Annotated in this window: 16 protein-coding genes; 13 read left to right on the top strand and 3 right to left on the bottom strand. The window is 64.1% G+C overall.

The window, feature by feature from the left end; translation table 11 throughout:
* Positions 1-2: 2 nt before the first annotated feature.
* Positions 3-347 (bottom strand): nitrous oxide-stimulated promoter family protein, encoded by a 345-nt coding sequence (locus LQE90_RS01215; RefSeq protein ID WP_216528572.1) that lies wholly within the window; start codon positions 345-347, stop codon positions 3-5.
* A gap of 228 nt (positions 348-575) precedes the next feature.
* On the opposite strand from LQE90_RS01215, the gene uvrA reads away from it, so the two are divergent.
* The 9 genes from uvrA (at position 576) to fdhD (ending at position 15,151) form a co-directional block, all read left to right on the top strand.
* Positions 576-3,455 carry an excinuclease ABC subunit UvrA gene (uvrA, locus tag LQE90_RS01210; protein WP_216528571.1) on the top strand — a complete coding sequence of 960 codons (2,880 nt, stop codon included), beginning with the start codon at positions 576-578 and terminating at the stop codon, positions 3,453-3,455.
* 161 nt (positions 3,456-3,616) lie between these two features.
* Entirely contained in the window at positions 3,617-5,167 is a 1,551-nt protein-coding gene (locus tag LQE90_RS01205) for a GNAT family N-acetyltransferase (RefSeq protein ID WP_231088159.1), read from the top strand.
* A 230-nt stretch (positions 5,168-5,397) separates the two neighbouring features.
* A complete protein-coding gene (locus tag LQE90_RS01200) occupies positions 5,398-7,002 on the top strand; it encodes a GNAT family N-acetyltransferase (protein WP_216528570.1) in 1,605 nt (534 codons plus the stop codon).
* Positions 7,003-7,130: 128 nt separating this feature from the next.
* Positions 7,131-7,979, top strand: a complete 849-nt coding sequence (locus LQE90_RS01195) for an alcohol dehydrogenase (protein ID WP_216528569.1) — start codon at positions 7,131-7,133, stop codon at positions 7,977-7,979.
* Between the two features lie 410 nt (positions 7,980-8,389).
* Positions 8,390-11,527, top strand: coding sequence for a molybdopterin-dependent oxidoreductase (locus tag LQE90_RS01185; protein WP_216528568.1), 3,138 nt, complete (start codon positions 8,390-8,392; stop codon positions 11,525-11,527).
* Between the two features lie 15 nt (positions 11,528-11,542).
* Positions 11,543-12,463: a 4Fe-4S dicluster domain-containing protein gene (locus tag LQE90_RS01180; protein ID WP_114565767.1), complete on the top strand. Its 921-nt coding sequence runs from the start codon at positions 11,543-11,545 to the stop codon at positions 12,461-12,463.
* Positions 12,463-13,224: a cytochrome b/b6 domain-containing protein gene (locus tag LQE90_RS01175; protein ID WP_114565766.1), complete on the top strand. Its 762-nt coding sequence runs from the start codon at positions 12,463-12,465 to the stop codon at positions 13,222-13,224. The genes LQE90_RS01180 and LQE90_RS01175 overlap by 1 nt, the downstream gene beginning before the upstream one ends.
* A gap of 186 nt (positions 13,225-13,410) precedes the next feature.
* On the top strand, positions 13,411-14,310 hold the full coding sequence (locus LQE90_RS01170; protein WP_216528567.1) for a formate dehydrogenase accessory protein FdhE: 900 nt from the start codon (positions 13,411-13,413) through the stop codon (positions 14,308-14,310).
* Positions 14,311-14,398: 88 nt separating this feature from the next.
* The gene (gene fdhD / locus LQE90_RS01165; RefSeq protein ID WP_216528566.1) at positions 14,399-15,151 is read left to right on the top strand and encodes a formate dehydrogenase accessory sulfurtransferase FdhD; all 753 of its coding nucleotides are present in this window, start codon (positions 14,399-14,401) and stop codon (positions 15,149-15,151) included.
* A 63-nt stretch (positions 15,152-15,214) separates the two neighbouring features.
* On the opposite strand, the gene LQE90_RS01160 is transcribed toward fdhD, so the two are convergent.
* On the bottom strand, positions 15,215-15,937 hold the full coding sequence (locus LQE90_RS01160) for a cysteine peptidase family C39 domain-containing protein (RefSeq protein WP_216528565.1): 723 nt from the start codon (positions 15,935-15,937) through the stop codon (positions 15,215-15,217).
* A 538-nt stretch (positions 15,938-16,475) separates the two neighbouring features.
* Between LQE90_RS01160 and tatA the strand changes: the two genes are divergently transcribed.
* Entirely contained in the window at positions 16,476-16,739 is a 264-nt protein-coding gene (tatA, locus tag LQE90_RS01155) for a twin-arginine translocase TatA/TatE family subunit (RefSeq protein WP_114565762.1), read from the top strand.
* Between the two features lie 234 nt (positions 16,740-16,973).
* On the opposite strand, the gene LQE90_RS01150 is transcribed toward tatA, so the two are convergent.
* On the bottom strand, positions 16,974-18,017 hold the full coding sequence (locus LQE90_RS01150; protein WP_216528564.1) for an NHL repeat-containing protein: 1,044 nt from the start codon (positions 18,015-18,017) through the stop codon (positions 16,974-16,976).
* Positions 18,018-18,690: 673 nt separating this feature from the next.
* On the opposite strand from LQE90_RS01150, the gene LQE90_RS01145 reads away from it, so the two are divergent.
* From LQE90_RS01145 to cydD, 3 genes are all read left to right on the top strand, one after another.
* Positions 18,691-20,184: a helix-turn-helix transcriptional regulator gene (locus LQE90_RS01145; protein ID WP_216528563.1), complete on the top strand. Its 1,494-nt coding sequence runs from the start codon at positions 18,691-18,693 to the stop codon at positions 20,182-20,184.
* Between the two features lie 41 nt (positions 20,185-20,225).
* A complete protein-coding gene (gene murB, locus LQE90_RS01140; RefSeq protein ID WP_216528562.1) occupies positions 20,226-21,152 on the top strand; it encodes a UDP-N-acetylmuramate dehydrogenase in 927 nt (308 codons plus the stop codon).
* A gap of 115 nt (positions 21,153-21,267) precedes the next feature.
* Positions 21,268-22,995 (top strand): thiol reductant ABC exporter subunit CydD, encoded by a 1,728-nt coding sequence (cydD, locus tag LQE90_RS01135; protein ID WP_216528561.1) that lies wholly within the window; start codon positions 21,268-21,270, stop codon positions 22,993-22,995.
* Positions 22,996-23,014 lie beyond the last annotated feature (19 nt).

The raw sequence follows: 23,014 nt of genomic DNA, 5'->3' as shown, positions 1-23,014 counted from the left end.
GCTTATTTTCCGAGCAGGTGCCGAATGGCGGCTACGGGATGCTTTTTCAGCATGCGGGGGCCGGCGTAGCGCATCACGGCGCGAATCTGCTCGCGCATCTCGGGCTTGTAGCACTGGTTTCCGCATTCCTCGCACGAGGTTTTCACGTCCATCTTGCGGCAGCGCTCGGTGCGCAGCACGGCGTACTCGTCGAGGTGGGCGCATGCGGGGCATACGGCTTCGCCGCAGTGAGCTTGCTCGGTGCGTTCGGCGCTTTTGTGGTTTTCCGCGCAGTAGAGGGCGACCATCTGCGAAATGGTTCGCTTTTCGCGCTCGCGCCGTTTGGCTGTTTTCGGGGTGTCTTCCATAGGCGGCACTGTACCACAGCTTGCGCGTCGCGATTCCCCATCGAACGAAATGTGCGTAAACCTTGAACAAGAACACACGAACAAATGTTTTTGCGCTATCTCTGGGCCGTGTGCGCTACAATGAACGATTGCATGGAAATGATAGTTTTCAGGTATCCATATTTGCTCTCTTGAACCGGGAGCGGGGATGCCGATTGAACGATAGAGGAAGAAAGAGCGGAAGCGCACATGGGACAGAACGCCATCGTTATCAAAGGTGCCCGCGAGCACAACCTGAAAAACGTCGACCTCGCCATTCCCCGTGACGAGCTGGTCGTCATCACGGGCCTGTCGGGCAGCGGCAAGTCGAGCCTCGCGTTCGATACGATGTACGCCGAGGGCCAGCGCCGCTACGTCGAGAGCCTTTCGAGCTACGCGCGCATGTTTCTCGGCCAGATGTCCAAACCCGATTTGGACAGCATCGACGGCCTGTCGCCGGCGGTGTCCATCGACCAGAAGACCACGAGCAAGAACCCGCGTTCCACGGTGGGCACCACTACCGAGATCTACGACTACCTGCGCCTGCTGTTCGCGCGGGTGGGCGTGCCGCACTGCCCCGAGTGCGGGCGCGTCATCAAGAAGCAGACCACCGACCAGGTGACCGACGAGATTCTGGCGCTCGCGCCCGACGCGAAGGCCATTGTCATGGCGCCGGTGGTGGCCGGTCGCAAAGGCGAGTTCACGAAGCTGTTCGCCGATTTGCAGAAGGAGGGCTTCAGCCGCGTTCGCATCGACGGCGAGATCGTGAAGCTTGACGGCGAGCCGCGCACGCTCAACAAGAAGATCAAGCACTTCATCGACGTGGTGGTGGACCGCGTGCAGTTGAAGGAGAGCGCGACGAGCCGCATCGCCGAAGCGGTGGAGCTGGCGACGAAGCTGGCGGAGGGGCGCGTGCTCGTGCAGGTGCTGGGCGAGGACGGAAGGCCGCTCGGCGAGGGCGGCGGCAAGTCGAGCGGCGCCACGGGCGGCTTGGGCGAGGGGGAGCATATCTTCTCCTTGGCGCTCGCGTGTCCCGAGCATGGCCATTCCATGGACGAGCTGCAGCCGCGCGATTTCAGCTTCAACGCCCCTTACGGCGCCTGCCCGGATTGCCTGGGCATCGGAAGCCGCGAGGAAGTGGACGCGTCGCTCGTGGTTCCCGACCCGTCGCTCACCTTGGCCGAGGGCGTGATCGCCCCGTTCAAGACTGGCAACTACTATCCCCAGGTGCTGCGCGCGGTGGCCGAGCACATGGGCACGGACGAGAACACTCCGTGGGAGGACATGCCCAAGAAGGCTCAGGACGCCATCTTGCACGGGCTGGACGGTCAGAAGGTGCGCGTCGACTACGTGACGGTGGACGGGCGCGAAACCTACTGGTACATCGAGTGGGAGGGCGCGCTGGCCGCCGTGCAACGCCGCTACCAGGAGGCCCAAAGCGATTCCCAGCGCGAGAAGCTGGCCACCTACTTCGCCGTGGTGCCGTGCCAGACGTGCGGCGGCAAGCGCCTGAAGCCGGAGATCCTGGCCGTGACCGTGGGCGGAAAGTCGATCCACGACGTAACGGAAATGAGCGCGGCGGATTCCCTGCGGTACTTCGAGGGGCTTTCCTTCGACGGCCAGGACGGCCATATCGCCGGGCCCATCGTGAAGGAGATCAAGGCTCGCTTGAAGTTCTTGGTCGACGTGGGCTTGGACTACCTGACGCTCGAGCGCGCCACGGCCACGCTGTCGGGCGGCGAGGCGCAGCGCATCCGCTTGGCCACGCAGATCGGGGCGGGCCTTATGGGCGTGCTCTACATTCTGGACGAGCCGTCCATCGGCTTGCACCAACGGGACAACGAGCGCCTTATCGCCACGCTCGAGCACCTTCGCGACCTGGGCAACACCGTCATCGTGGTCGAGCATGACGAAGACACCATCCGAAGCGCCGACTTCGTGGTGGACATGGGCCCGGGCGCGGGCGAGCACGGCGGGGAAGTGGTGGCCGCCGGCACCCCGGAGGAGGTCATGCGCACGGAAGGGTCGCTTACCGCCGACTACCTGTCGGGCCGTCGCGCCATCGAGGTGCCCGAGACGCGCCGCAAGCCGCGCAGGGGGTCGCTCAAGCTGACGGGCGCGACCGAGAACAACCTGAAGAACGTCACCCTCGAAATTCCCTTCGGCACGCTGACCGTGGTGACGGGCGTGTCGGGTTCGGGCAAAAGCTCGCTGGTCACCGACACGCTGGCCCCGGCGCTGGCGAACCGCGTGAACCGAGCGCATCGCCGCACGGGAGCGTACCGCAAAATCACGGGCCTGGACAAGATCGACAAGGTCATCAACATCGACCAGAGCCCCATCGGGCGGACCCCGCGCTCGAACGCGGCCACGTACATCGGCTTGTGGGACGATATTCGCGCGCTGTTCTCCTCGACGCAGGAGTCGAAGGCGCGCGGCTACGGGCCCGGACGGTTCAGCTTCAACGTAAACGGCGGCCGCTGCGAGGCGTGCAAGGGAGACGGCCAGATCAAGATCGAGATGCACTTTCTGCCGGACATCTACGTGCCGTGCGAAGTGTGCGGAGGCGCGCGCTACAATCGCGAGACCTTGCAGGTCACGTACCGTGGCAAGAACATCGCCGACGTGCTTGACATGACGGTGGAGGACGCCTTGGCGTTCTTCGAGAACATCCCCGGCATCAAGCGTAAGCTGCAAACGTTGTTCGACGTGGGGCTGGGCTACATCCGCCTGGGCCAGCCCGCCACCACGCTGTCGGGCGGCGAGGCTCAACGCGTCAAGCTGGCCAGCGAGCTGCAGCGTCGCCAGACCGGCAAGACGTTCTACATCCTGGACGAGCCCACCACGGGTCTGCACTTCGAGGACGTGCGCCAGCTGCTCATCGTGCTGCAACGCTTGGTGGACGCGGGCAACACCGTACTGGTCATCGAGCACAACCTGGACGTCATCAAGTGCGCGGACCGCATCGTGGACCTGGGTCCCGAAGGCGGCGACCGCGGCGGCACGATCGTGGCGCAGGGCACGCCGGAGGAAGTGGCCCAGGTCGAGGGCAGCCATACCGGTTCGTTCGTGAAGCGCATGCTGGGCTAGCGGGCGGATTTCGCGCCGTTTATGCGGCGCAATGCATATATTGCGAGAATTTACCGATTCTTGTCTTTACCAAGGCCGTCGCGCGTGAGACTATACGCGGCGGCCTTGGCGCTTGACGGCGCCGGGGAAGCATTCGGAATCGATCAAGAGTCGGAGGAGACGTGGCGGAAGCGGTAGCGGCGACGGGTGGAAGGCGCCATGTGGCGCGCGGTGTGGCGTGCGCGTTGGCGGGCGGCATCTGCTGGGGCTTTTCGGGTACCTGCGCGCAGTTGCTCATGGAGTACGGCGCGCCGGCAACATGGATCACCTGCGTGCGCATGCTGATAGCCGCCGCATTCTTCCTGACCATAACCGCTATGCGCAACTGGCGCGATCTTGTTGCGGTGTTTCGCGACTGGCGCTCGCTTGCCGAGATAGCCGCCTTCGCGGTGTTCGGCGTCGTGCTCACGCAGATCAGCTACCTGTACGCCATCGAGTACACGAGCGCGGGGGTGGGCACCACGCTCGAGCAGGTGGGACTCGTCTTCATCATGCTGTACGTGTGCCTGCGCAAGCGTCGCTTCCCGAAGCTGCGCGAAGCGGGCGGCCTGCTGCTTGCCCTTGGCGGCATGCTGGTCATCGCGACCCAGGGCGACTTCGGCGGCCTGGCCATTCCGGTGGAGGGCCTGGCCTGGGGCCTTCTGTCTGCCGTCGCGCTATCCTTCTACACGCTCATGCCCGTGCGCGTCCTGAAAAAATGGGGCGCCATGCTGGTGACGGGCCTGGCCATGCTGTTCGGCGGCTCGGCGGCCTCTGCGGTGTTCCAGCCCTGGACGGTGCCGGTCCAGCTTTCGGGCGGCGCGCTGGCAGCGCTTGTGGCCATCGTGCTGGTGGGCACGCTGGGCGCGTACATGCTGTACCTGCAGGGCGTGGCGGATGCCGGCCCGGTGAAGGCGAGCCTGCTCTGCTGCGTGGAACCGGTGTCGGCTACGTTGCTGGCGCTCTTTTGGCTGCATACCCCCGTTTCGGCGTGGGACATGCTGGGCTGCGCCATGATCGTGGTCATGATCTTCCTGGTGACCGAGCGCGAGCCGAAAGCGGCGCCCGGCGATGCGGCAGGCGCGCCGGCTGCGGATTTCGACGATCCGCCGCTGTTCGCCGGCCGGGCATCGGTTCTGGGCTACTACTCCGCGCGCCCTGCCGCGCGCGAGGACTTCGATCGCGTTGCAGCGCTGTTGGACGTGGGGCATGAGACGTTCGCCGAACTGGGGATCGACGAGGGGCGCAGCAAGAAGTACCCCTCGGCGCGCCGTCTCATGCACAGCATAAAGAACGGCACCACGCACGTGATCGAGGACGGCAACGGCCGCGTCATCGCGGTGTTCGCGGTGTCGTTCTCGCCCGACAAGAACTACGACAACGAGCTTGACGGCGCGTGGCTCACCGACACGAAGGCCAGCCCGCAGCCCTACGCCGAGCTGCACTGGGTCTCGGTCGACCGGCATGCGCGGAGGCGCGGCGTGGGCATGTTCATTTTGGACAAGGCGGATCAGATCGCGCGCGCGGGAGGCCGTTCGAGCGTGCGCGCCGACGTGTACCCGCAGAACCTTCCCATGCAGAAGCTCTTGGAGAAGCACGGCTACGAGCGATGCGGCGCCATGGTGATACGCGACGTGTTCGGGCGGGAGAAGCATCGCGTGGCCTACGAGAGGGTTCTACGCTCGCAGCTCTAAAACGGCCGTTTGACGGGGAGTTTTCGCTCAACTGCAAAAAAGTTTTCAAAGTATGCGGAAAGACCTTTACCGGAGCTGTTCCCGCGTGCGAGAATGTGCTGACGAACATGCAGGCGCCACCCCGATCGAACGCGACTAAACGATGGACAGTCAGCCGGAGAGCACGCATCCCGACCTTATGCCCCGAAGCGCTTCGCTCGGCGCGGCGAAATGCGCGAGGGGAGGTCGGAATGGGCCAGACAGCTGATGCGACGAGCGCGAACGACGGGGGTTCTTCGAGCGAACGATCGCGCGGGCGTATTTTTCGAGGTGTCGTATGTGCTGCGCTGGGCGGCATCTGCTGGGGCTTCTCCGGCACGTGCGCTCAGTTCCTCACGGGAGACGCCGCCGTTCCCGTTTCATGGATCACGTGCGTGCGCCTGTTGTCCGCCGCGTTCATCTTTTTGGTGGTGTGCATGGTTCGCGAGCCGCGCAATCTGTTCGCGGCTTTGCGCGATGCGCGCTCGATCGGGCGCATCGCTGCGTTCGCGCTGCTCGGCGTGCTGCTTACCCAGGTAAGCTATCTGACGGCCATATCCTACACGAACGCCGGCACCGGTACGGTTCTGGAGCGGCTCGGCCTTATCCTCATCATGATCTACGTGTGTCTGCGCACGCGGCGGCTGCCCAGGATAAGCGAGGCCGTCGGTCTGGTGCTGGCCATCGCGGGCACGGTGGTCATCGCCACGAAGGGCGACCTCGGGTCGTTGGCCATCCCTGCGGAAGGCCTGTTCTGGGGCTTTATCTCTGCGTTCGCGCTGGCGTTCTACACGCTTCTTCCCGGCAAGGTGCTCGAGAAATGGGGAAGCTTCATCGTAACGGGTTTGGCCATGCTCATCGGCGGAGTGGTGGCGACAGTGTTCGTGCAGCCTTGGACCATTCCCGTGACCGTGAGCCCGATGATGATCGGCGTCATGACCGCCATGGTGATCGTGGGCACGTTCGCCGCGTACCTGTTCTACCTGCAGGGCATCACGGACGCGGGTCCCGTGCGCGCCGGGTTGGTGGGGTGCGTGGAGCCGGTGTCGGCTACGGTCATCTCCGCGGTATGGCTGGGCACGCCGGTGGGCATGTTCGATATCGTGGGCTGCATCATGATCATCGCCATGGTGTTTCTGGTCACCGATCGCGGCAGCGGCAACGGCAAGGGGGCGGCTGCCTACGACGGCGCCTCCGAAGATCTTCCGCTGTTCCAAGGCCGTGCGTCCGAGCTGGGATACTACGCCGCGCGCCGGGCGACGCGCGACGATTTCAGGCGCGTGCAGCTGCTGCAGGAGGAGACCCATCGCGCCATCGCGCGCCTTGGAGTTGACGAAGGGCTGAAAAAGTACCCGTCGTCGCGGCGCATCATGCGCTCGATCGACGCCGGCAAGACGTACGTGGTGGTGACGGCGGGCGAGGCGAGCGACGGCGATTTGGAGAAGCCCGCCGAGCGCGTGCTGGGCATGTTCGCGGTAAACCCGGCGGGAGATCCCGCGTACGGGCGCGCGACGGGCGCGCGATGGCTCACCGATTCGCCCGAGCCGCCTGATGGCGAGCCTGATTACGCCGCGTTGCACTGGGTGTGCGTTCAGGAGAAGGCGCGCCGGTGCGGCGTGGGCGCCTATATCCTGGGCACGGCGGAGCGCATCGCACGCGATGCCGGGCGGCGCAGCGTGCGCGCCGACGTGTACCCGGAGAACCAGCCTATGCGCGCGCTGCTTGAGAAGTGCGGCTACGTGTTCTGCGGCGATATCGAGATACGCGATAGGCTGGGCCGCGTGAAACGCAGGGTGGTCTACGAAAAGTGCTGGTAGCAGGTTAGCGCGCGCCTTGGTTGGACGCATCGGCAAAGGCGCGCGCCAACGTTGGAACCTGTCGAGATTCTGTCTGGTTTGCACATCCGCCGCCGGCCTGCGCGCGCAAGGGTATAATAACCGGCATTATGTCTCCTCAATCACGTGAAAAAATAGCGCTGGCGGTGTTCGCCGCCTTGATCGTGCTCAGTTTGGGCGGCTTGGGATGGTACCTGGTCGCCGGGCATTCGTGGAACGTTGCGGCTTCCAACATCGACGACACGTTCGGCAACATGGACGGCTACACGGCCATCGTGTACGCGGGCACGGTCCCGCCCGAGGACCCCGATGCTGACGATGCGCTTGTCCCGGACGCGGGCGTCGGGTCGGCTTCCCCCCAAGAGTCCGAAGCGTCCAAGAGCCCCGAGGGCGAGCAATCGGCGGCTTCGGCAGCTGCTTCGGCTTCCGAAGCCGATGCCGCGCGCGCGAAGCCCGAGGCGCTTGACGAAGCGGCTCGCAAGAACAGCGCGCTTGAAACGGCGTCGTCGGCGGCCAGTTCTACGGCATCGAAAGCGAAGAAGCCGTTGACGGTCGAGGAAGCCCGTGCAAGCTACGAGGGCAAGAGCGCCACGGTGTTCGAGCTGGATACGGAATCTCCCGAGCGCTACGCCGAGGGCACCATCCTCAAGAAAGGCGCGCACCGGTTCGGCGTGTTCAGCGTGGACCGCCCGCTGTCGAAGCGCGCCCTCGAGAAGCAGGTGGCGTATTTCGTCGAGCACAAGGTCGACTTCATCGTGGCGGTGACTAACGACAAGGCGCATCTCGAGGGAGTATCCGGGGTGGACATCGTGGTGTCGACGCAGGACGAGGGGCTGTTCGTCATGGGCGAAACGCTTTCCGGAACCTTCTACGTCGACGCGCCGGAAATCGGCAAGGTCGGCGCCATCCTCATATCGCCGAGCAACGTGGTTTCCGCCAAGGTCATCGAGGACCTGTAATAACTCGTTCTTGCTGTATGCAATGCGCGGACGAGTCCTCGTTCGTCTCCCGGAAGGGTCGCTGCTACCGCTCCCGTTTTCCTGCGCGCCGTCTGCCACCGGAAACACGCCGTTGGCCTTCGCACCTCGTCAGAGGGCATTTTTGATGGAATGCCGTTCACCGAGTAAAAACAGTCCGGTTACGCATGTACGCGCATAAAGAGCGGGGTTTCATCAGAAACTGATGAGGTCGCTTTCCGCCGAAATGGTACGATCGCGACAGCGAGGCGGCGGAGGGCTGCCGCCCGCAGCCCAGCACGTGAACCGGGCACCATGCGAACAAGACGACGTCTCCCATGCCCTCGGCGCCGTTTCGCTCGCTGGTTTCCGACACGTGCTCTCACTGGACGAGAAGGAAGGAGAACGAGGACATGAACCTGTCACGCAGGGGCTTTTTCAAAGCCGCTGGCGCAGCGGCAGCTGCGACCATGGCGTTTGAGCTGTCCTCTCAGTCGGAGGCGTTCGCGGTAGAGCCGTCTTCTGACTGGAAGCTCGTGAACACCGAGGAGTACACGAACATTTGCTGTTACTGCTCGGGCGGGTGCGGGGTCATCTGCTCGACGCGCGACGGCGAGCTGATCAACCTCGAAGGCGACCCCGATCATCCCATCAACCAGGGCGGCTTGTGCCCGAAGGGCGCGACGATGTTCCAGTTGCGCAACGTGGTTGATCCTGAGACGCGCGAGGTCATCAAGAACCCGAACCGTAAGACGAAGCCGCTGGTGCGCCGCCCCGGTTCTTCCGCATGGGAAGACATCACCTGGGACGACGCTATCGCGGAGATCGCGCACTGGGTCAAGCAGACGCGCGACGCCACGTTCGAGGAGACGTCCAACGGCGTCACGGTCAACCGCACGCCCGGCATCGCAAGCCTGGGCGGCAGCCAGCAGAACTCCGAGGAAGAATACCTCATCTTGAAGATGATGCGCTCGTTAGGGGTGATAGCCATCGACAACCAGGCTCGTGTTTGACACAGCCCCACGGTTGCCGGTCTGGCAGCTTCATTCGGTCGCGGCTCGATGACGGGCCATTGGTGCGACTACCAGAACGCCGACGTCATCATGACGATCGGCTCCAACAACGTCGAGAACCACCCTGTTTCCGCGAAATGGGTGCAGAAGGCGCTCGACCGGGGCGCGACGTGGATCGTCGTCGACCCCCGCTACACCCGCTCGGCCGAGATGGCGGACATCTACTGCCCCATCCGCTCGGGCACCGACATCGCCTTCTACGGCGGCTTGTACAACTACATCATCGAAAACGACCTGTGGCAGCACGAGTACGTGTTGAACTACACGAACGCCTCGTACCTGCTCGATTCCGAATACTCGTTCGACGTGAACACGGGCATCTTCTCGGGCTTCGACGACAAGACGGCCACGTACAACAACCATAGCTGGCACTACCAAGTGGAGTCCGAAACGCAGTGGGACACCTCGGCTGCGGGCGACTACGCGTGGGTGAACAAGCCCGGCACGCCGGCGTTCACGCCCCTGACGCTGGAAACGCCCAAGAAAGACGAGACCCTCCAGGATCCGATGTGCGTGTTCCAGCAGTTCAAGAAGCACTACTCCCGCTATGACCTGGACACGGTGTCCAGCATCTGCGGCATGGACAAGGACCTGCTCGAGAAGGTGTACGCCACGTACGCCGCAACGGGCGCTCCCGACAAGTCCGGCACCATCCTGTACGCGCTCGGCCAGACGCAGCACCACTACGGCGCTCAGAACTGCCGCGCCATGTCCATCCTGCAGCTTCTGTTGGGCAACGCGGGCATGCCGGGCGGCGGCGTGAACGCCATGCGCGGCGAGCCGAACGTGCAGGGCGCAACCGACATGGGCATGATGGTGCACGAGCATCCGGCCTACCTCAAGTGGCCGACCGAGTACGGCACGCCCACGCTGCGCGATTGGTGCGAGAAGGAAACCTACGCCGACGGCTACTACACCAACAAGCCGAAGTTCCTGGTGTCCTCGCTCAAAGAATGGTGGGGCGACGCGGCCACGGTCGAGAACGACTACGGCTACGATTGGTGGCCGAAGGTCCCCAAGAGCCCGGACTACACCATCATGAGCTCGTTCGAGCTGATGAGCAAGGGCGTTATCAAGGGTTACTTCAACTGGGGCATGAACCCGTGCCACTCCGCTCCGAACGCCGGAAACGTGCGCCGCTCCATGGCGAACCTCGACTGGCTGGTCGTGGCCGACTGGGTCATCACGGAATCCGCCAGCTTCTGGGACGCTCCCGACATGGACGCCTCCCAGATCGACACGACGGTGTACTTCCTGCCCGCCGCGCTGATCTACGAGAAGCCCGGCATCATCCTGAACTCGGGCCGCTGGCTGCAGTACCGCTACGCAGCCGTCGAGCCGTGGGAGGAAGCGAAGCCCGACTACGAGATCTGCGACCTGCTGTGGACGAGCATCGTGGACCTGTACAAGAAAGAGGGCGGCGCGAACCCCGATCCCATCCTCAACGCGAAGTGGGACTACTACGTGGACGGCAAGATCGACCCGCGTCCCGTGGCATGGGCCCTCAACGGCTACAAGGTCGCCTCGACCGACTTCGGCAAGGCCGACGTGGACCTGCTGGGAACCTACGGCGATCTGCAGGCGGACGGCACCACGGCGTGCGCCATGTGGATCTACACCGGCTTCTGGGCTAACAAGAAGGCTCCGCTCGATCCGGCCGAACAGCCTATCGGACGCCGCAACACCGAGGACAAGTCGGGCATCGGCCTGAACTCCGAGTGGGCGTACTGCTGGCCGTCGAACCGCCGCATCCTGTACAACCGCGCGTCCGCCGACCTGGCGGGCAAGCCCTGGAACCCCCAGAAGAAGCTGGTCGAGTGGACCGGCGAGAAGTGGGACCAGGTGGACGTGGCCGACTTCGTGACGGTCAAGAACGGCACCCCCGTTCCGCCGAACAACAAGGCGTTCTTTATGTTGTGGGAGCAAAACGCCCGTCTGATTAGCTACGGCATGAACGACGGTCCGGTTCCCGAGCATTACGAGCCCTTCGAGAGCCCGGCCGACAACCAGATGAACGGCTCGCAGAACTCGCCGTGCATCCGCTTCGCCGAGTACGAGTCGGTGAAGAAGGGCGACCGCAGCCAGTATCCCATTGCCGTGACCACCTACTCGGTCACCGAGCATTGGCAGACCGGCGGCCAGACCCGCTGCTGCCCGGCTTTGCTGGAGGCGTCTCCCGAGCAGTTCATCGAGATGTCCGAAGAGCTGGCAGCTGAAAAGGGCATCGCCAACGGCGACCTGGTGCGCGTGTTCAACAACCGCGGCTCGGTCAAGGTGCATGCGCTGGTGACGCCGCGCTTCAAGCCGTTCACGGTGAACGGCCAGACGGTTCACCAGGTGGGCATGACCCATCACTTCGGTTGGGCGGGCGAGTTCGGCACGGGCGACGTGGTGAACGACCTGCCGCCGAACGTGGGCGATCCCAACACGTTCGTACCCGAGTACAAGGCGTTCCTCGTGGACGTCGAGAAGGCGTAAGGGAGGGGATGAGAAATGACTGAGAAAGCAATCCTGTTCGACTCCTCCCGGTGCTCGGCGTGCCGCGGGTGCCAGGTGGCGTGCAAGATGTGGAACAACCTGCCCTCCACGCTGGAAAAGAACGGCAACCCTTGGACGGGTTCGTACCAAAGCCCGATGAACTTGAACGGCGACACGCGTCTCTTGATCAGCTTCCATGAAGAGGCCGGCGGGGACAAGGGGGTCATGTGGTCGTTCGGACGTCGTTCGTGCCAGCATTGCACGGACGCTCCGTGCGCGACCATCTGCCCGGGCGGCGCGCTTGCCAAGGACGAGGAGACGGGCTTCGTGTCCGTTGACGAGTCCAAGTGCATCGGGTGCCAGTACTGCAAGTCGGCATGTCCTTTCGACGTGCCGCGCTACCACGGTCCCAACGGCAAGATCAACAAGTGCACGGGCTGCCTCGACCGCGTCGAGCAGGGCATGCAGCCGGCATGCGTAACCACGTGCCAGCCCGAAGCCCTCAAGTTCGGCGACCGCGAGGAGATGCTGGCCATCGCCCGCGAGCGCGTGGCGTACCTGCAGGGCAAGGGCTTTGCGGATGCTTGCGTCTACGGCGAGGACGAAATCGGGGGCCTGCATGTGGTCCAGGTTCTCAAGTACGGCGTCAAGGCTCATGGCCAGGTTGAGAACCCGCAGGTCAGCCCCATGGTTGGTCTGACCCAGATCATGAAGCCGGTCACGGGTGCCGTTACGGGCCTGACGGTTGCGGGCTTGGCCGCCATGTTCGTCTTGGGCATCGGCTACAAGCGCGACAAGCTGGCGTACAACGCCGAGACGGAGGACACGTTGTCCGTCGACAGCGGAAACGTGCTCAAGCACGGCGACGGCCAGGACGAGGAGACGGTGATGGAGCACATCACCGAGAACCTTCCGGGCAAGAAGGGAGGCAACTGATGAGCAAGGGACCCGTTGCGGTTTCCGCTGAGGAAGCCGCCAAGAACAAGGCCTTCTTGGACCAGCTGGCGGCAAGCGGCAAGCAGCGCTACATCAAGCGCCATTCGCTGCAGGCTCGTCTGACGCACGGCATCACGATCATCGCGTGCATCCTGCTGTGCATCTCCGGTTTGTTCGTGTTCGTTCCGGCCCTGGCGGCCGCGGTGGGCGCGGACACGGTGTTCGCTATTCGCATGTCGCACCGCGTGCTGGGCGTCGTTTTCGTGGCGGTGCCGCTCATCAGCGCCATCATGGCTCCGAAGGGCGTGAAGCACGTCTTCAAGAACCTGTTCGATCGGTGGGATTCCGACGACAAGAAGTGGATGATGCTGTTCTTCCCGTACCTGTTCATGGCGAAATGGATTCACATGCCCGACCAGCGCGAGCTGAAGTCCGGCCAGCGCTTCGCCGACGGCATGCTGTGGTTCGCCGGCGCGCTCATGGGCGTGACGGGCCTTATCCTGCTGTTGGGCACGACGGTGTTCGACTTCGGCGCTGGCGTGTACGGCGTGACGCTGTTCCTGCACGACGTGGGCTTTTTGCTCATCGCCGTGTTCGGCTTGGCGCACATCTTCTTGGGCGCGGGCATCTTCCAGCCGTACCGCGGCACGGCCAAGCTGATGTTCGGCGACGGCATGGTGTCCGAGTCCGACGCCCTGTACCACTGGGGCCACTGGGCGCGCGAGGAGATCGCAAGCGGCAAGAACGTCGTGGAGAAGTAGAAGTAGTTGCAAGTAGAGGCTTTCGCTGCCGGGCGGGTTCGCGCCCGCCCGGTGCGGCGCAGGTCTTCCACAGGGGCGCTCTCGAGCGCTTGCCGTTTGGCAAGCCCGGGGTTTCGCGCAGAGCGTCCCGATGGATAACCTGATGCTCGATGCATGACGAGAACATACGACGAGAGGGAACCAGGAATGAACCTGAAGCGCATCGACGCGGCCATAGCCGCGTACAAGACGAAATCTGAAGACGCGGACGCGGCCCGCTTGGCGTTCTTCCGCGAGGTGTGGGGCGTGCAGGACAGCGTGGCAGCCGAGGCCGCTGCGTTGTCGTACGAGGTGCCCGCCGCCGAGGACCTGCTTGCTTGGTATGCCGCATCGGAGCCGGTGCTCGCCCATGCGCCGGTGTCGATCGACCCGGGAACGCTTGCCGACGCGATCGAGCGCACGGCGGCGTGCCTGCTGGACAGCGGCGGCTTTCCCGCTACGGTGCAGGAGGCGTTCGCGCGCACGAAATGGGATCGAATGGTCGCAGCGAGCGACATGGCGCGCGCGGGGAGCGATCCTGCCGCGTACGTCGAGTCGTTCGGGGAGCTTCTGCGCGATGACGGCATGGACGAAGATCCTGCTCGCGTTGGGGCGCTGGCTGCATCCTTGGCGTTGCGCGCGCTGATCGACGGGCCGGCGGCCCAGGTCGGTTCCGCGTTGCGCAAGGCGGGCGCGGCCGAACCGCATCCGATGCGCTGTCCGGTGTGCGGCGGCGCCGCTACGGTGGCGCGCGTGGGAGACGTTCAGGCAGTGCAGGGCCGCGGCAAAGAGCTGTGGTGCGGCCAGTGCGGCACCGCGTGGGATTTTGAGCGGGTTCGCTGCGCGCGCTGCGGCACGCAGAACCAGGCGCACCTGCACTACTTCAACGTGGAGGGCGACGACGCGCACCGTATAGCCACCTGCGACGAATGCGGCGGCTACGTGCGCACCGTGTACCAGGAAGACGTGCTGGCGCCGTTCTCCTTCGAGGTGGAGGACGTGGTGATGGCGCGCCTGGACCTGATCGCCTATCAGCAGGCCAACGCCCAGGCTGCCGGGAACCGCTGATCGCTTCGGCGCGTTCGCAGCCGTGCACGCGCAAAGCGCACCCGGCTGCGCGCCGGATGCAGGTAAAACGAACGAAAGGAGGCCGCTTGTGGCCATCGTGGAATACGCCGCGCCCGTCCCGCGGGAGACGGCCGAGCGACCTATTCGCATCTACTTGAACGACGCTCCGGTGGCGGTCAGCCAGGGAAGCCCCTACGGGCTGCACGAGCTTGCCGTGGGCTACCTGTTGTCGGAGGGATTGCTGAGCGATCGCGACCGCCTGGTCGAGGTCACGGCAGATCCTGAGAAGGCGGAGGTGTACGTGGCTTCCGGCGAGCGCGCGGCCGACGGCTACGTGCCGCTGCATCGCGTGACGTCGTCGGGCTGCGCGCAGTCCGCGCTCATGCGCGGCGGGGCGTGCGTGCCGGATGCGGCGCGGCTGTCGACGACCGCGCGCTTCGATGCCGATGCGCTTCTGTCCTGCATGGACGAGCTGTGCGAAAGAAGCCCGCGGCGCAACACGGGCGAGTGCGTGCACGGATGCGGCTTGGGCGTGCCGGGGGAGGACCGCTTGCTGCTGGTGCGCGAGGACATAGGGCGCCATAACGCCATGGACAAGCTGATAGGGCAGGCGTGGCTCGATCGCGTGGACGTACGCGACAAGGCCCTGTTCATCACCGGGCGCATCAGCGCGGAGATGGCGCTGAAGGCGTACCGCGGCGGGTGCCCCGTGCTGGTGTCGCGCAAGTCGGCTACCGACGAAGCGGTTCGACGTGCGGCCTCTTTGGGGGTCACGCTCGTTTCACATTGCCGCGACGGTCGACTGAGGGTGCTGTCCTGCCCCGAGCGCATCACGGGGTAGGGTTTTCCAAACGATGAAACGAGGGGCCGTTTCAGTGAGCGGCCCCTCGTCGTGATGCATGCGTTAGCGCAGATCGCTTACGTGTTGGCAGGAATCGCCGTACAGCGCGTAGCGGTAGGAGGCAACGTGCTCTTCTCCGTTCGCAGGGTCGAGGGCCAGGAAGTTGTCCAACGTCAGGTTGTCGGGGTCCTGCACGTTTTGGTATCCCATCAGGCAGATCCAGTGTTCGCCGTAGGGTCCGGATACGTGGATGACGGTGGGCCTGCCTGCGGCGATCTCGTCGTAGGCTTCTCGCAATAGGGCTGCGTCAGATCCGAGCGAGCGGAACGAGGAGTTCCCTCCGCCCCATCCGGGCCACGTGCAGCATCCGCATCCGTACGCCTCGTGGCCGTTCGCCTGCCCGGTAAGGATCGCGTCGCCGTAAGCGCACGCGTAGGCGGGGCAGCAGATGGCGTGGCCGCCGTTGAGCTGGTTGCCGATGGCGGCGATGAGCGCGGGGTCGTAGTCGAGCCGCTTGTTTGACCGCTCGGCGGCGGCTCGTGCGGCCTCTTCGGCCACCCTTTGCTCGGCAAGCGCCTGCACTTGATCCAGATCGTGGGTCGGATCTTCGTGCGCGAACGGTAAAAGGTCGACAAAAGCCGCTTGGCTCAACGGGAGGGGTTCGGCAGTCTGTGTAAACGGGGACCGCGATTCGGCTGCGAAAGCGGCCGGTGCGCATGCGGCGCCGAGCGCCACGACAAGCGCGGTTCCGACCGCGCAGGAGAAACGAGTAGAGCGCGATGCCATGCAAGCATCCTTTCCTCGGCCGCGTAGGGTTCGTTGTGCTGGTGTGGTTGCGACCGCGAGGCGAAATGGTAACAAAACGGCAACGTCGCATGTCACGCATGTGCGAATGCGCGAGGAACCGTCACAAGCAGTCCTCGAATCCTTCACAGTAGCTTTGGCAGCTCCCCTGCGAAAAACGTCTTCGCGCCGGCGAGCGCAGCGCGTTTGCCGAGCGGAGCGTTCCTGTTGGGCGCGCTCTGGTTTCAGGTTGGGAGATCGGTCTGAAAACCGAAGGCGCGAAGGTTGCGGCACGGGCGGGGAACGGCAAGGCGCAACTGAGTTCCAAGTTTCGAGAGCTGTGCATCACGCAGCGTTCTGACCTGGTATGACGCATATCGTACCCCGTTTGCATGACAAAGAAAATCTGGGTATTGAGTACGAAATCACAGGTTTGCATGATAGCCGGCACGCCTTCGATGGGGCATAGTAAGCGCCATCGAAACCGGTGCGGCCCATCAAGGAGGTGCGCGCCGCCAGAACGCTGTAGGAGGCGCTTTACATGAAGATTCTTGGTATGGGTGTTCCCGAGCTCGTTATCATCCTGGCTGTCGTGCTGCTCATCTTCGGCCCGAAGAACCTCCCCAAATTGGGCGCGTCTCTGGGCAAGACCGTGAAGAACCTGCGCGAAGGCATGGGCGGCGGCAAGGACGACGCTTCCGACGCCGTGGAGCTGGCGGTCGAGGACGTCGTGGAAGACGACGAGCCTGCTGCCCAGCCCGTGAAGAAGACGGTGCGCGCGAAGAAGACCTCGCAGACCGCCTAGCAACCAACTTAGATCATTCCCTATTTTCCGGCGCGACCCCTCCCTCCCTCGCGCCCGCAACGCCCCGCCGCATTCGTGCCGCGGGGCGTTGCGTTTCCGGGAGCAGGAAGGTCGCGGGAGCTCGGGCGGTTCCCATGACCTTCTTGCTCCCGTTCGTCTTCGATGGGGAACGGCTCGTCTTTCGCACTGCTCGGGAGAGCGCCTTAGCCTATGCGGGCTGTTCCGGCGGCGGTCTTAACTCACGGAGAACAGCCCCGAAAGATAGCTGTGGCTACCGGGCATGCTCTCGATCGACCTGCTTCCGAGGGGCTCTATGGTTTCAGCATCGTATTGGTATATCGTCCAATCTCCAAGTATGTATATCGAGCCTTCGGTTACAACCATGTGCTGCGCTCCATGCTGGAAAGCATGCTCCTCGATAGCTCCCGTCGCCAGATCCACGATGCTGAGCGCGCTGTCGTCTTGCCCTTGGACGACGTTGTAATGGGCAACGTAAAGCTTGCCGTTCGCGAAAGCCACGCTCGAAGCGGCGCCCTTGCTCAATTGAATGGTGCTCGCCGTGTTGTCTTCGGTATCGAGCACGCCGATCTGCCTTCCCGTCAGGCCGGTGCCGCAATAGTAGATGCCTCCGTCATGCGCAACCGTCCGGTAGACGTCCGAGTCGTAGGCGCTGGAATCGATCGATTCCTCGAGGGTCAGGTTCTCGTCGTAGCGCAAGATCGTCGAAGAGCCGTCGTCAAGAGACGATGCGAAGGCGTACAAGCTGTCTTCATGCCAAACGAGTTTCGATACGTAAACTCCTTCGACGGACACGCTCGATACGCTCCCGTCGTCGGTTCGGCAGCGATTGATGCGGGTTGCGTGGCTTGTTGCGTTGCAAACGAATACGTATTTATCGCTCGCAGCCACGTCGTTCACGGTCGGCTGGTCGATGGCGTATGCCTTGGTGGAGAGGGAGCCTAGATCAACTTGGAGGACGGCGCTGCCGTCTTTGGCCTTGCTCCTTCCCAGGGACATGGTGAAAAGGCTGCCGTTGTAAACCAGGGGATCGCAAAAGGCGTTGCCCACTCCCGCATAGTTCAAAGGAAGCTCTGCTACCTCGTTCAGTTCCTTATCGTACAGAACGACCCTGCTCGTCTTGGCCGTTTCGCGCGTTTCGATGATGCCGATAGAGGCGTTGGCGGAAGCGTCTCGTTCGCCGTTCGAAGCGCAGCCGTAAAAGCCGATTGCCGCAAAGACCATCGTGCCGACGAGAAAGAGTGTCGAAGCTCGTTTCATGGCGAGTCCTTTGATCGCGAAAGGTGCAGGCGTCGCGTTTCCGCATGACGCTTGAAACGATTATAGGCTATCGAAAAAGCGCCTCGTCAAGACTGCGGCGGAATGACCCCCCTACGGGTCCGAGCGTTTCGATGCTGGGCTGTTGTAGACATCGTTCGATCGGCTCGTTCTGCAGGGTATTCGCAGCACGTCTGCTTCAGCGATTCGGGGAGGGATGCCCTTGCGCGCCAGGAGCCTTTTCTTTTTCGCCGCCTCGCGTGGTTGCGCACGAAAAACCGCCTTCGCTGGCAGGTTTTGACGGTTTGAGGTCGTCGAGCGCGCGCTATGGGCATCCTTTCTCCGGCGTTGCTTTCGACCGGGCTTCTGACCAGGTACGATGTCGAAGCGCTTGCGCTCTGCAAAACGAAGGGCGGAAGAGACGACCCCTAACCGTCAAAACCTGCCAAAGATGGGAGTTTTTCGTGCGCGGCGGCCTATCGGGGCTTGCAGGCGGACGAAACTTTCGTGCCGTGCCGTGCCGTGCCGCATGGGGGGAGGGGTATGGGCTCCCGGCACGTCTGCGCTTTTGAACTTCGGAGACTCGCGGGAGTTCGGACGGTTCCCGCGAGCGGTTCCCATCTCCTGCTATCATGGATGTGTACTGCGTATCGTATCGAATGGAATGGAGGGGTCAGTGCAGCTCGGCTTGCGACTCGACCGGATAACCGAGCCGTCCGCGGTGCGGGCCATCTTGGGGTTCGCCTGCAATCAGGGGTTCGTGTTCTCCCTGTTCTACCTGGGCGCCAACCGCGCCTTCGGGGAGGGGGAGTTCGCTTTCGAGCGCGCCGATTTGCTTCTGACCCTGGCGTTCATGGTGCTTTCGTTCGCGATGCTGCGCAACGCGTCTCTTCGCGCGCGCGATGCGCTGCTGTCCCGCACGCTGCTTTGGTGCTATGCGGGGCTGCTGGTGCTGGGGTCGGTCGTGTCGTCTTTGGCTGGGACGGGTGCATGGGGCATCGCCGTGGAAGGGCTGCTCGTGGGCGTGCCCGCCGGGTTCATGCTGGCTGCTTGGGGCCGTGCGTTCGGTGTTCGCCCGGTTGATCGCTGCGTGCCCGAGGTGTTCATTGCCGCGGCGGTCGCTGCGGGGTTGTGCTTGGTGTTCTCCCTTATCCCGGTCGAGCATGCGCTGCTCGCTCTCAAGCTGCTGCCGTTGGGAAGCGCGTTCGCGCTGCGCGGCTTGGAGCCTTTCGCGCGAGAAGAGGATGCTTCGTCGCGCAAAGGGCCGTCCGCCGGGCTGCAGAGCTTCAGGTTCGGCGATCTGGTCGCCACGCGCGAGCAGCATGACGAAACGGCGCGCCTGTCGAAGAAGATCATCGCGGGAACCGGGTTGTTCGGCCTGACCGCGGGTTTCATGGAAACGTTCGCGTCGGATCCGGGCATGGCTTCGACGCCGGCGTTCTCGGCCAGCTTGCTGCTGCTGGTCCTGTTCTGCGTGGCGGCGCTCCAGCTGATCTCGAGCGGGGCTTCGGCGGGTTCGGATGCCGCCGATCAGCAAGGCCCCCTCGACGGCGTGTACCGCCTTGCCGTGCTGGTGATGATGGCCGGCTTTCTGTTCGTGCCGGTTCTGGGGTCGTTCGGGGTTCCGGGCGAGTCCATCATGCTGGCAGGCTATCTGGGGCTTACGTACGTGCTGGTTTCCCTATTCCTGGTGATGGCGAAGCTGACCGGCCAGGATGCGGCGCTGTCCTTCGCGCGGGGCTTCGCCATGCTCTACTTGGGCGAGATGGCCGGAATCGCCTTGGGCAACGCCATCGAGCTGTTCGAGCCCGTCGAGCAGGCTCCGTACGCTATCGCCGCGTTCGCAGGGCTAGCGGCCCTGTACGCGTATTTGTTCCTGTTCACCGAGCGCGACTTCCGCGCGCTCTCGGTGATCGTGCGCGACGCCGATCGATTCGACGAGGCGTGTCGGGCCATATCCCAGGATCATGCGCTTTCGAAGCGCGAGTCCGAAATCCTGCCGCTTGCGCTGCGCGGCCGCACCGGCGAGCGCATAGCGGGCGAGCTGTTCATCTCGAAGAGCACGGTGGACACGCATTTGCGGCGCATTTACGCGAAGACGGGCACTCATGGGCGTCAGGAACTCATTGACCTGGGCGAGCGCACGGTGCGCCGCCTTGGCGGCAAGTAGCGCGCTTCAGGGCTTTCGCCCCGGCGTGCAAGGAGGACTGCATGGTTGACGAAGAATTGAAGAGCGCGCTGCTTCGCCGTTTGGGCGACGAAGCCGTGCGGTTCGATGTGCCCATGGCGCAGCTCACGACATTTCGCGTCGGGGGTCCGGTGGACTGCCTGGTGGAGCCTCGCGACGAAGAGGGCCTTGCCTTCGCGTTGCGGGCGTGCCGCGAGGCGGGCGTCGAGGTGCGCATCGTGGGCCTGGGCAGCGACCTGCTGGTAAGCGACGAGGGTCTGCGCTGCGTTGTGGTGCGCATCGCCGACAACCTGTCGGACGTGAGCGTTTCGGGCAACATCGTGCGCGCCTGCGCGGGCGCTTCGAACGCGAAGGTCGCGCGCGTAGCATGCGAGGCCGGGCTGGCCGGATACGAATTCGCCAGCGGAATTCCGGGTACCGTCGGGGGCGCCGCCATCATGAACGCCGGCGCTTACGGGGGAGAGTTTCGCGACGTGGCAAGGTCGTTGCGCTGTCTGACGCCGGATGGCCGCATCGTGGAGGTGAGCGCCGAGGAAGCGGACTGGTCGTATCGTCACAGCATGATGGACGACGAGCGCTACGTGGTGCTGTCCGCGGTTGTGGAGCTTTCCTTCGACGATCCCGCGGCCATTGCGGAGCGCATGGAGGATCTGGAGCGGCGTCGGGCCGAGAAGCAGCCGCTCGAGCTGCCCAGTGCGGGCAGCACCTTCAAGCGCCCGGAGGGCTACTTCGCAGGAAAGCTGGTGCAGGATGCCGGCTTGCGAGGATATCGCGTGGGCGGGGCGCAGGTTTCGACCAAGCATTGCGGCTTCGTGGTGAACGTGGACGGAGCGAGCGCCGCGGACGTGCGCCGCGTGATAGCCGACGTGCAGGATCGCGTTCAGGCGAGCGCGGGCGTTAGGCTGCAGCCCGAGGTGCGGATGTGGGGCTTTCGGGAGGAAGCGCGCTGACGAACGCTGCGAGCAGCGTGCCGGCGAAGCGCTTGCGCCTGCCCGTCTCTATATGATATAAAAGAAGTAACAAATAATCGAGAGCGACGATGCTTCGCAGACGAGGGGGCGGGCGTTGATAGACAAGGCTATCTTCGCGCTACAGGGCGTGCGCGCGGCGCTTGTCGTATTGGTCGCATTTGCCTGCGCGCGTGCGTTCGCCGTGGTGGGGCAAGCTTGGGCCCTTGCTGCCGCGATCGTGGATTTGTGGAAGGGCGCTTCGGTGTCCGACCAGGTTTTCTGGATAGCGCTGTTCGTCGCATGCTTCGTTGCGCGGCAGGTTCTTTTGTACGCGCAGGAAACGTACCTCGATCGCTACGCGGCCGCGCGGGCCGACGAACTGCGCCAGCGGCTGCTCTCGCGCGTGTTCGAAACGGGCGCGGCGGTGGTGCAGAAGCACGGGACGGGCAACGTGACCACCCTTGTTTTAGAGGGCGTCGACCAGGTGGAGACCTATATTCGCCTGATTCTGCCGAAGGCCGTGGGCGTCGTGGTCATCCCCCTGGTGCTTCTGTGCTGGATATTCCCGCTCGATTGGGTTTCGGGCGTGATCGCGCTGGTGGCGTTTCCCTTCATTATCCTGTACATGGTCATCTTGGGACATACGGCGCAGGACGAGGCCGCCAAGCAGCACGCGACGTTTCAGATGCTGTCGAACACGTTCATCGACGCGCTGCGCGGCATCGACACGCTCAAGCTGTTCGGTCGCGGTCGCTCCTACGGCAGCAGCATCTACGCGGCGAGCGAGCGCTTCCGCGAAGCAACCATGAAAACCCTGCGCGTGGCCACGCTGTCGAGCACCGTGCTGGATTTGTTCGCAACCGGCTCGCTGGCGGCTGTGGCGATCATGCTGGGGTTTCGCCTGGTGGACGGGACGCTTGCCTTTTTCCCGGCGCTCGTGGTGCTGGTGATGGTTCCGGAGTACTTCAAGCCGGTGCGCGAGTTCGCCGCCGACTACCACGCCTCGCTCGACGGAAAGAATGCGCTGGTTTCGATCCTCGGCATCGTCGACGAGCCGCAGGCCGCGCCCGTCGACAATGCTTCGGATCCCGTGCCGACCTGGGGGCCGGACTGCACGTTTTCCGCCTGCGGCGTAGGTTTCTCGTACCCGGGTTTCAAGGCTCTCGAGGACGTGCGGTTCGAGGTGCGCGGCTTCGCGCGCGTGGGCATCGTCGGTGCGAGCGGCGCTGGCAAGAGCACCCTGGTCAACCTGCTGGGCGGTTTCGCCGATCCAAGTGCGGGGTCGTTTCGCGTGGGTGGCGCGACTGCGGCCGGGCTGCATCGGGTCGATTGGCAGCGGCAGACGGTCTACATTCCCCAGAATCCGTACGTGTTCCATGCCACGCTGCGCGAGAACATCGCGTTTTACCGCCCCGATGCCGACGAGGCGGACGTTTCCCGCGCAGTCGAGGCGATGGGTCTTGGCGATCTGGTTTCCCAGCTTCCTGACGGCTTGGATACGGTTATCGGCGAGGGGGCCCGGTCCCTTTCGGGCGGACAGGCGCAAAGGATAGCCCTTGCGCGCGCGTTTCTGGATGCTGATCGGCGGATTCTCTTGTTTGACGAACCGACGGCGCACCTGGATATCGAGACGGAATGGGAGCTCAAGGAGCGCATGATGCCCCTCATGGAGGGGCGTCTGGTGTTTTTTGCCACCCACCGGCTGCATTGGATGTCCGATATGGACTACGTGCTGGTGGTCGACGGGGGCCGCGTGGTGGAGGCGGGTCGTCCCGAAGAGCTGGCTGCGCACGACGGGCCGTATGCGCGGCTTGCATCTCGGTTGGGCGGTGATGTCGCATGAGCGGCGTGGATGCGAAGGG

Origin of the sequence: Paraeggerthella hominis (assembly GCF_021044775.1) — a bacterium.
Lineage (GTDB): Bacteria > Actinomycetota > Coriobacteriia > Coriobacteriales > Eggerthellaceae > Paraeggerthella > Paraeggerthella hominis.
The sequence above is the reverse complement of the archived record's forward strand: the minus strand, read 5'-3'. Positions and strand labels throughout refer to the sequence as shown.

Coding starts and splice junctions, on each gene's coding strand:
- LQE90_RS01215 (WP_216528572.1), bottom strand. CDS start 347: ATGGAAGACACCCCGAAAACAGCCAAACGGCGCGAGCGCGAAAAGCGA.
- uvrA (WP_216528571.1), top strand. CDS start 576: ATGGGACAGAACGCCATCGTTATCAAAGGTGCCCGCGAGCACAACCTG.
- LQE90_RS01200 (WP_216528570.1), top strand. CDS start 5,398: ATGGGCCAGACAGCTGATGCGACGAGCGCGAACGACGGGGGTTCTTCG.
- LQE90_RS01195 (WP_216528569.1), top strand. CDS start 7,131: ATGTCTCCTCAATCACGTGAAAAAATAGCGCTGGCGGTGTTCGCCGCC.
- LQE90_RS01180 (WP_114565767.1), top strand. CDS start 11,543: ATGACTGAGAAAGCAATCCTGTTCGACTCCTCCCGGTGCTCGGCGTGC.
- LQE90_RS01175 (WP_114565766.1), top strand. CDS start 12,463: ATGAGCAAGGGACCCGTTGCGGTTTCCGCTGAGGAAGCCGCCAAGAAC.
- LQE90_RS01170 (WP_216528567.1), top strand. CDS start 13,411: ATGAACCTGAAGCGCATCGACGCGGCCATAGCCGCGTACAAGACGAAA.
- LQE90_RS01160 (WP_216528565.1), bottom strand. CDS start 15,937: ATGGCATCGCGCTCTACTCGTTTCTCCTGCGCGGTCGGAACCGCGCTT.
- tatA (WP_114565762.1), top strand. CDS start 16,476: ATGAAGATTCTTGGTATGGGTGTTCCCGAGCTCGTTATCATCCTGGCT.
- LQE90_RS01150 (WP_216528564.1), bottom strand. CDS start 18,017: ATGAAACGAGCTTCGACACTCTTTCTCGTCGGCACGATGGTCTTTGCG.
- murB (WP_216528562.1), top strand. CDS start 20,226: ATGGTTGACGAAGAATTGAAGAGCGCGCTGCTTCGCCGTTTGGGCGAC.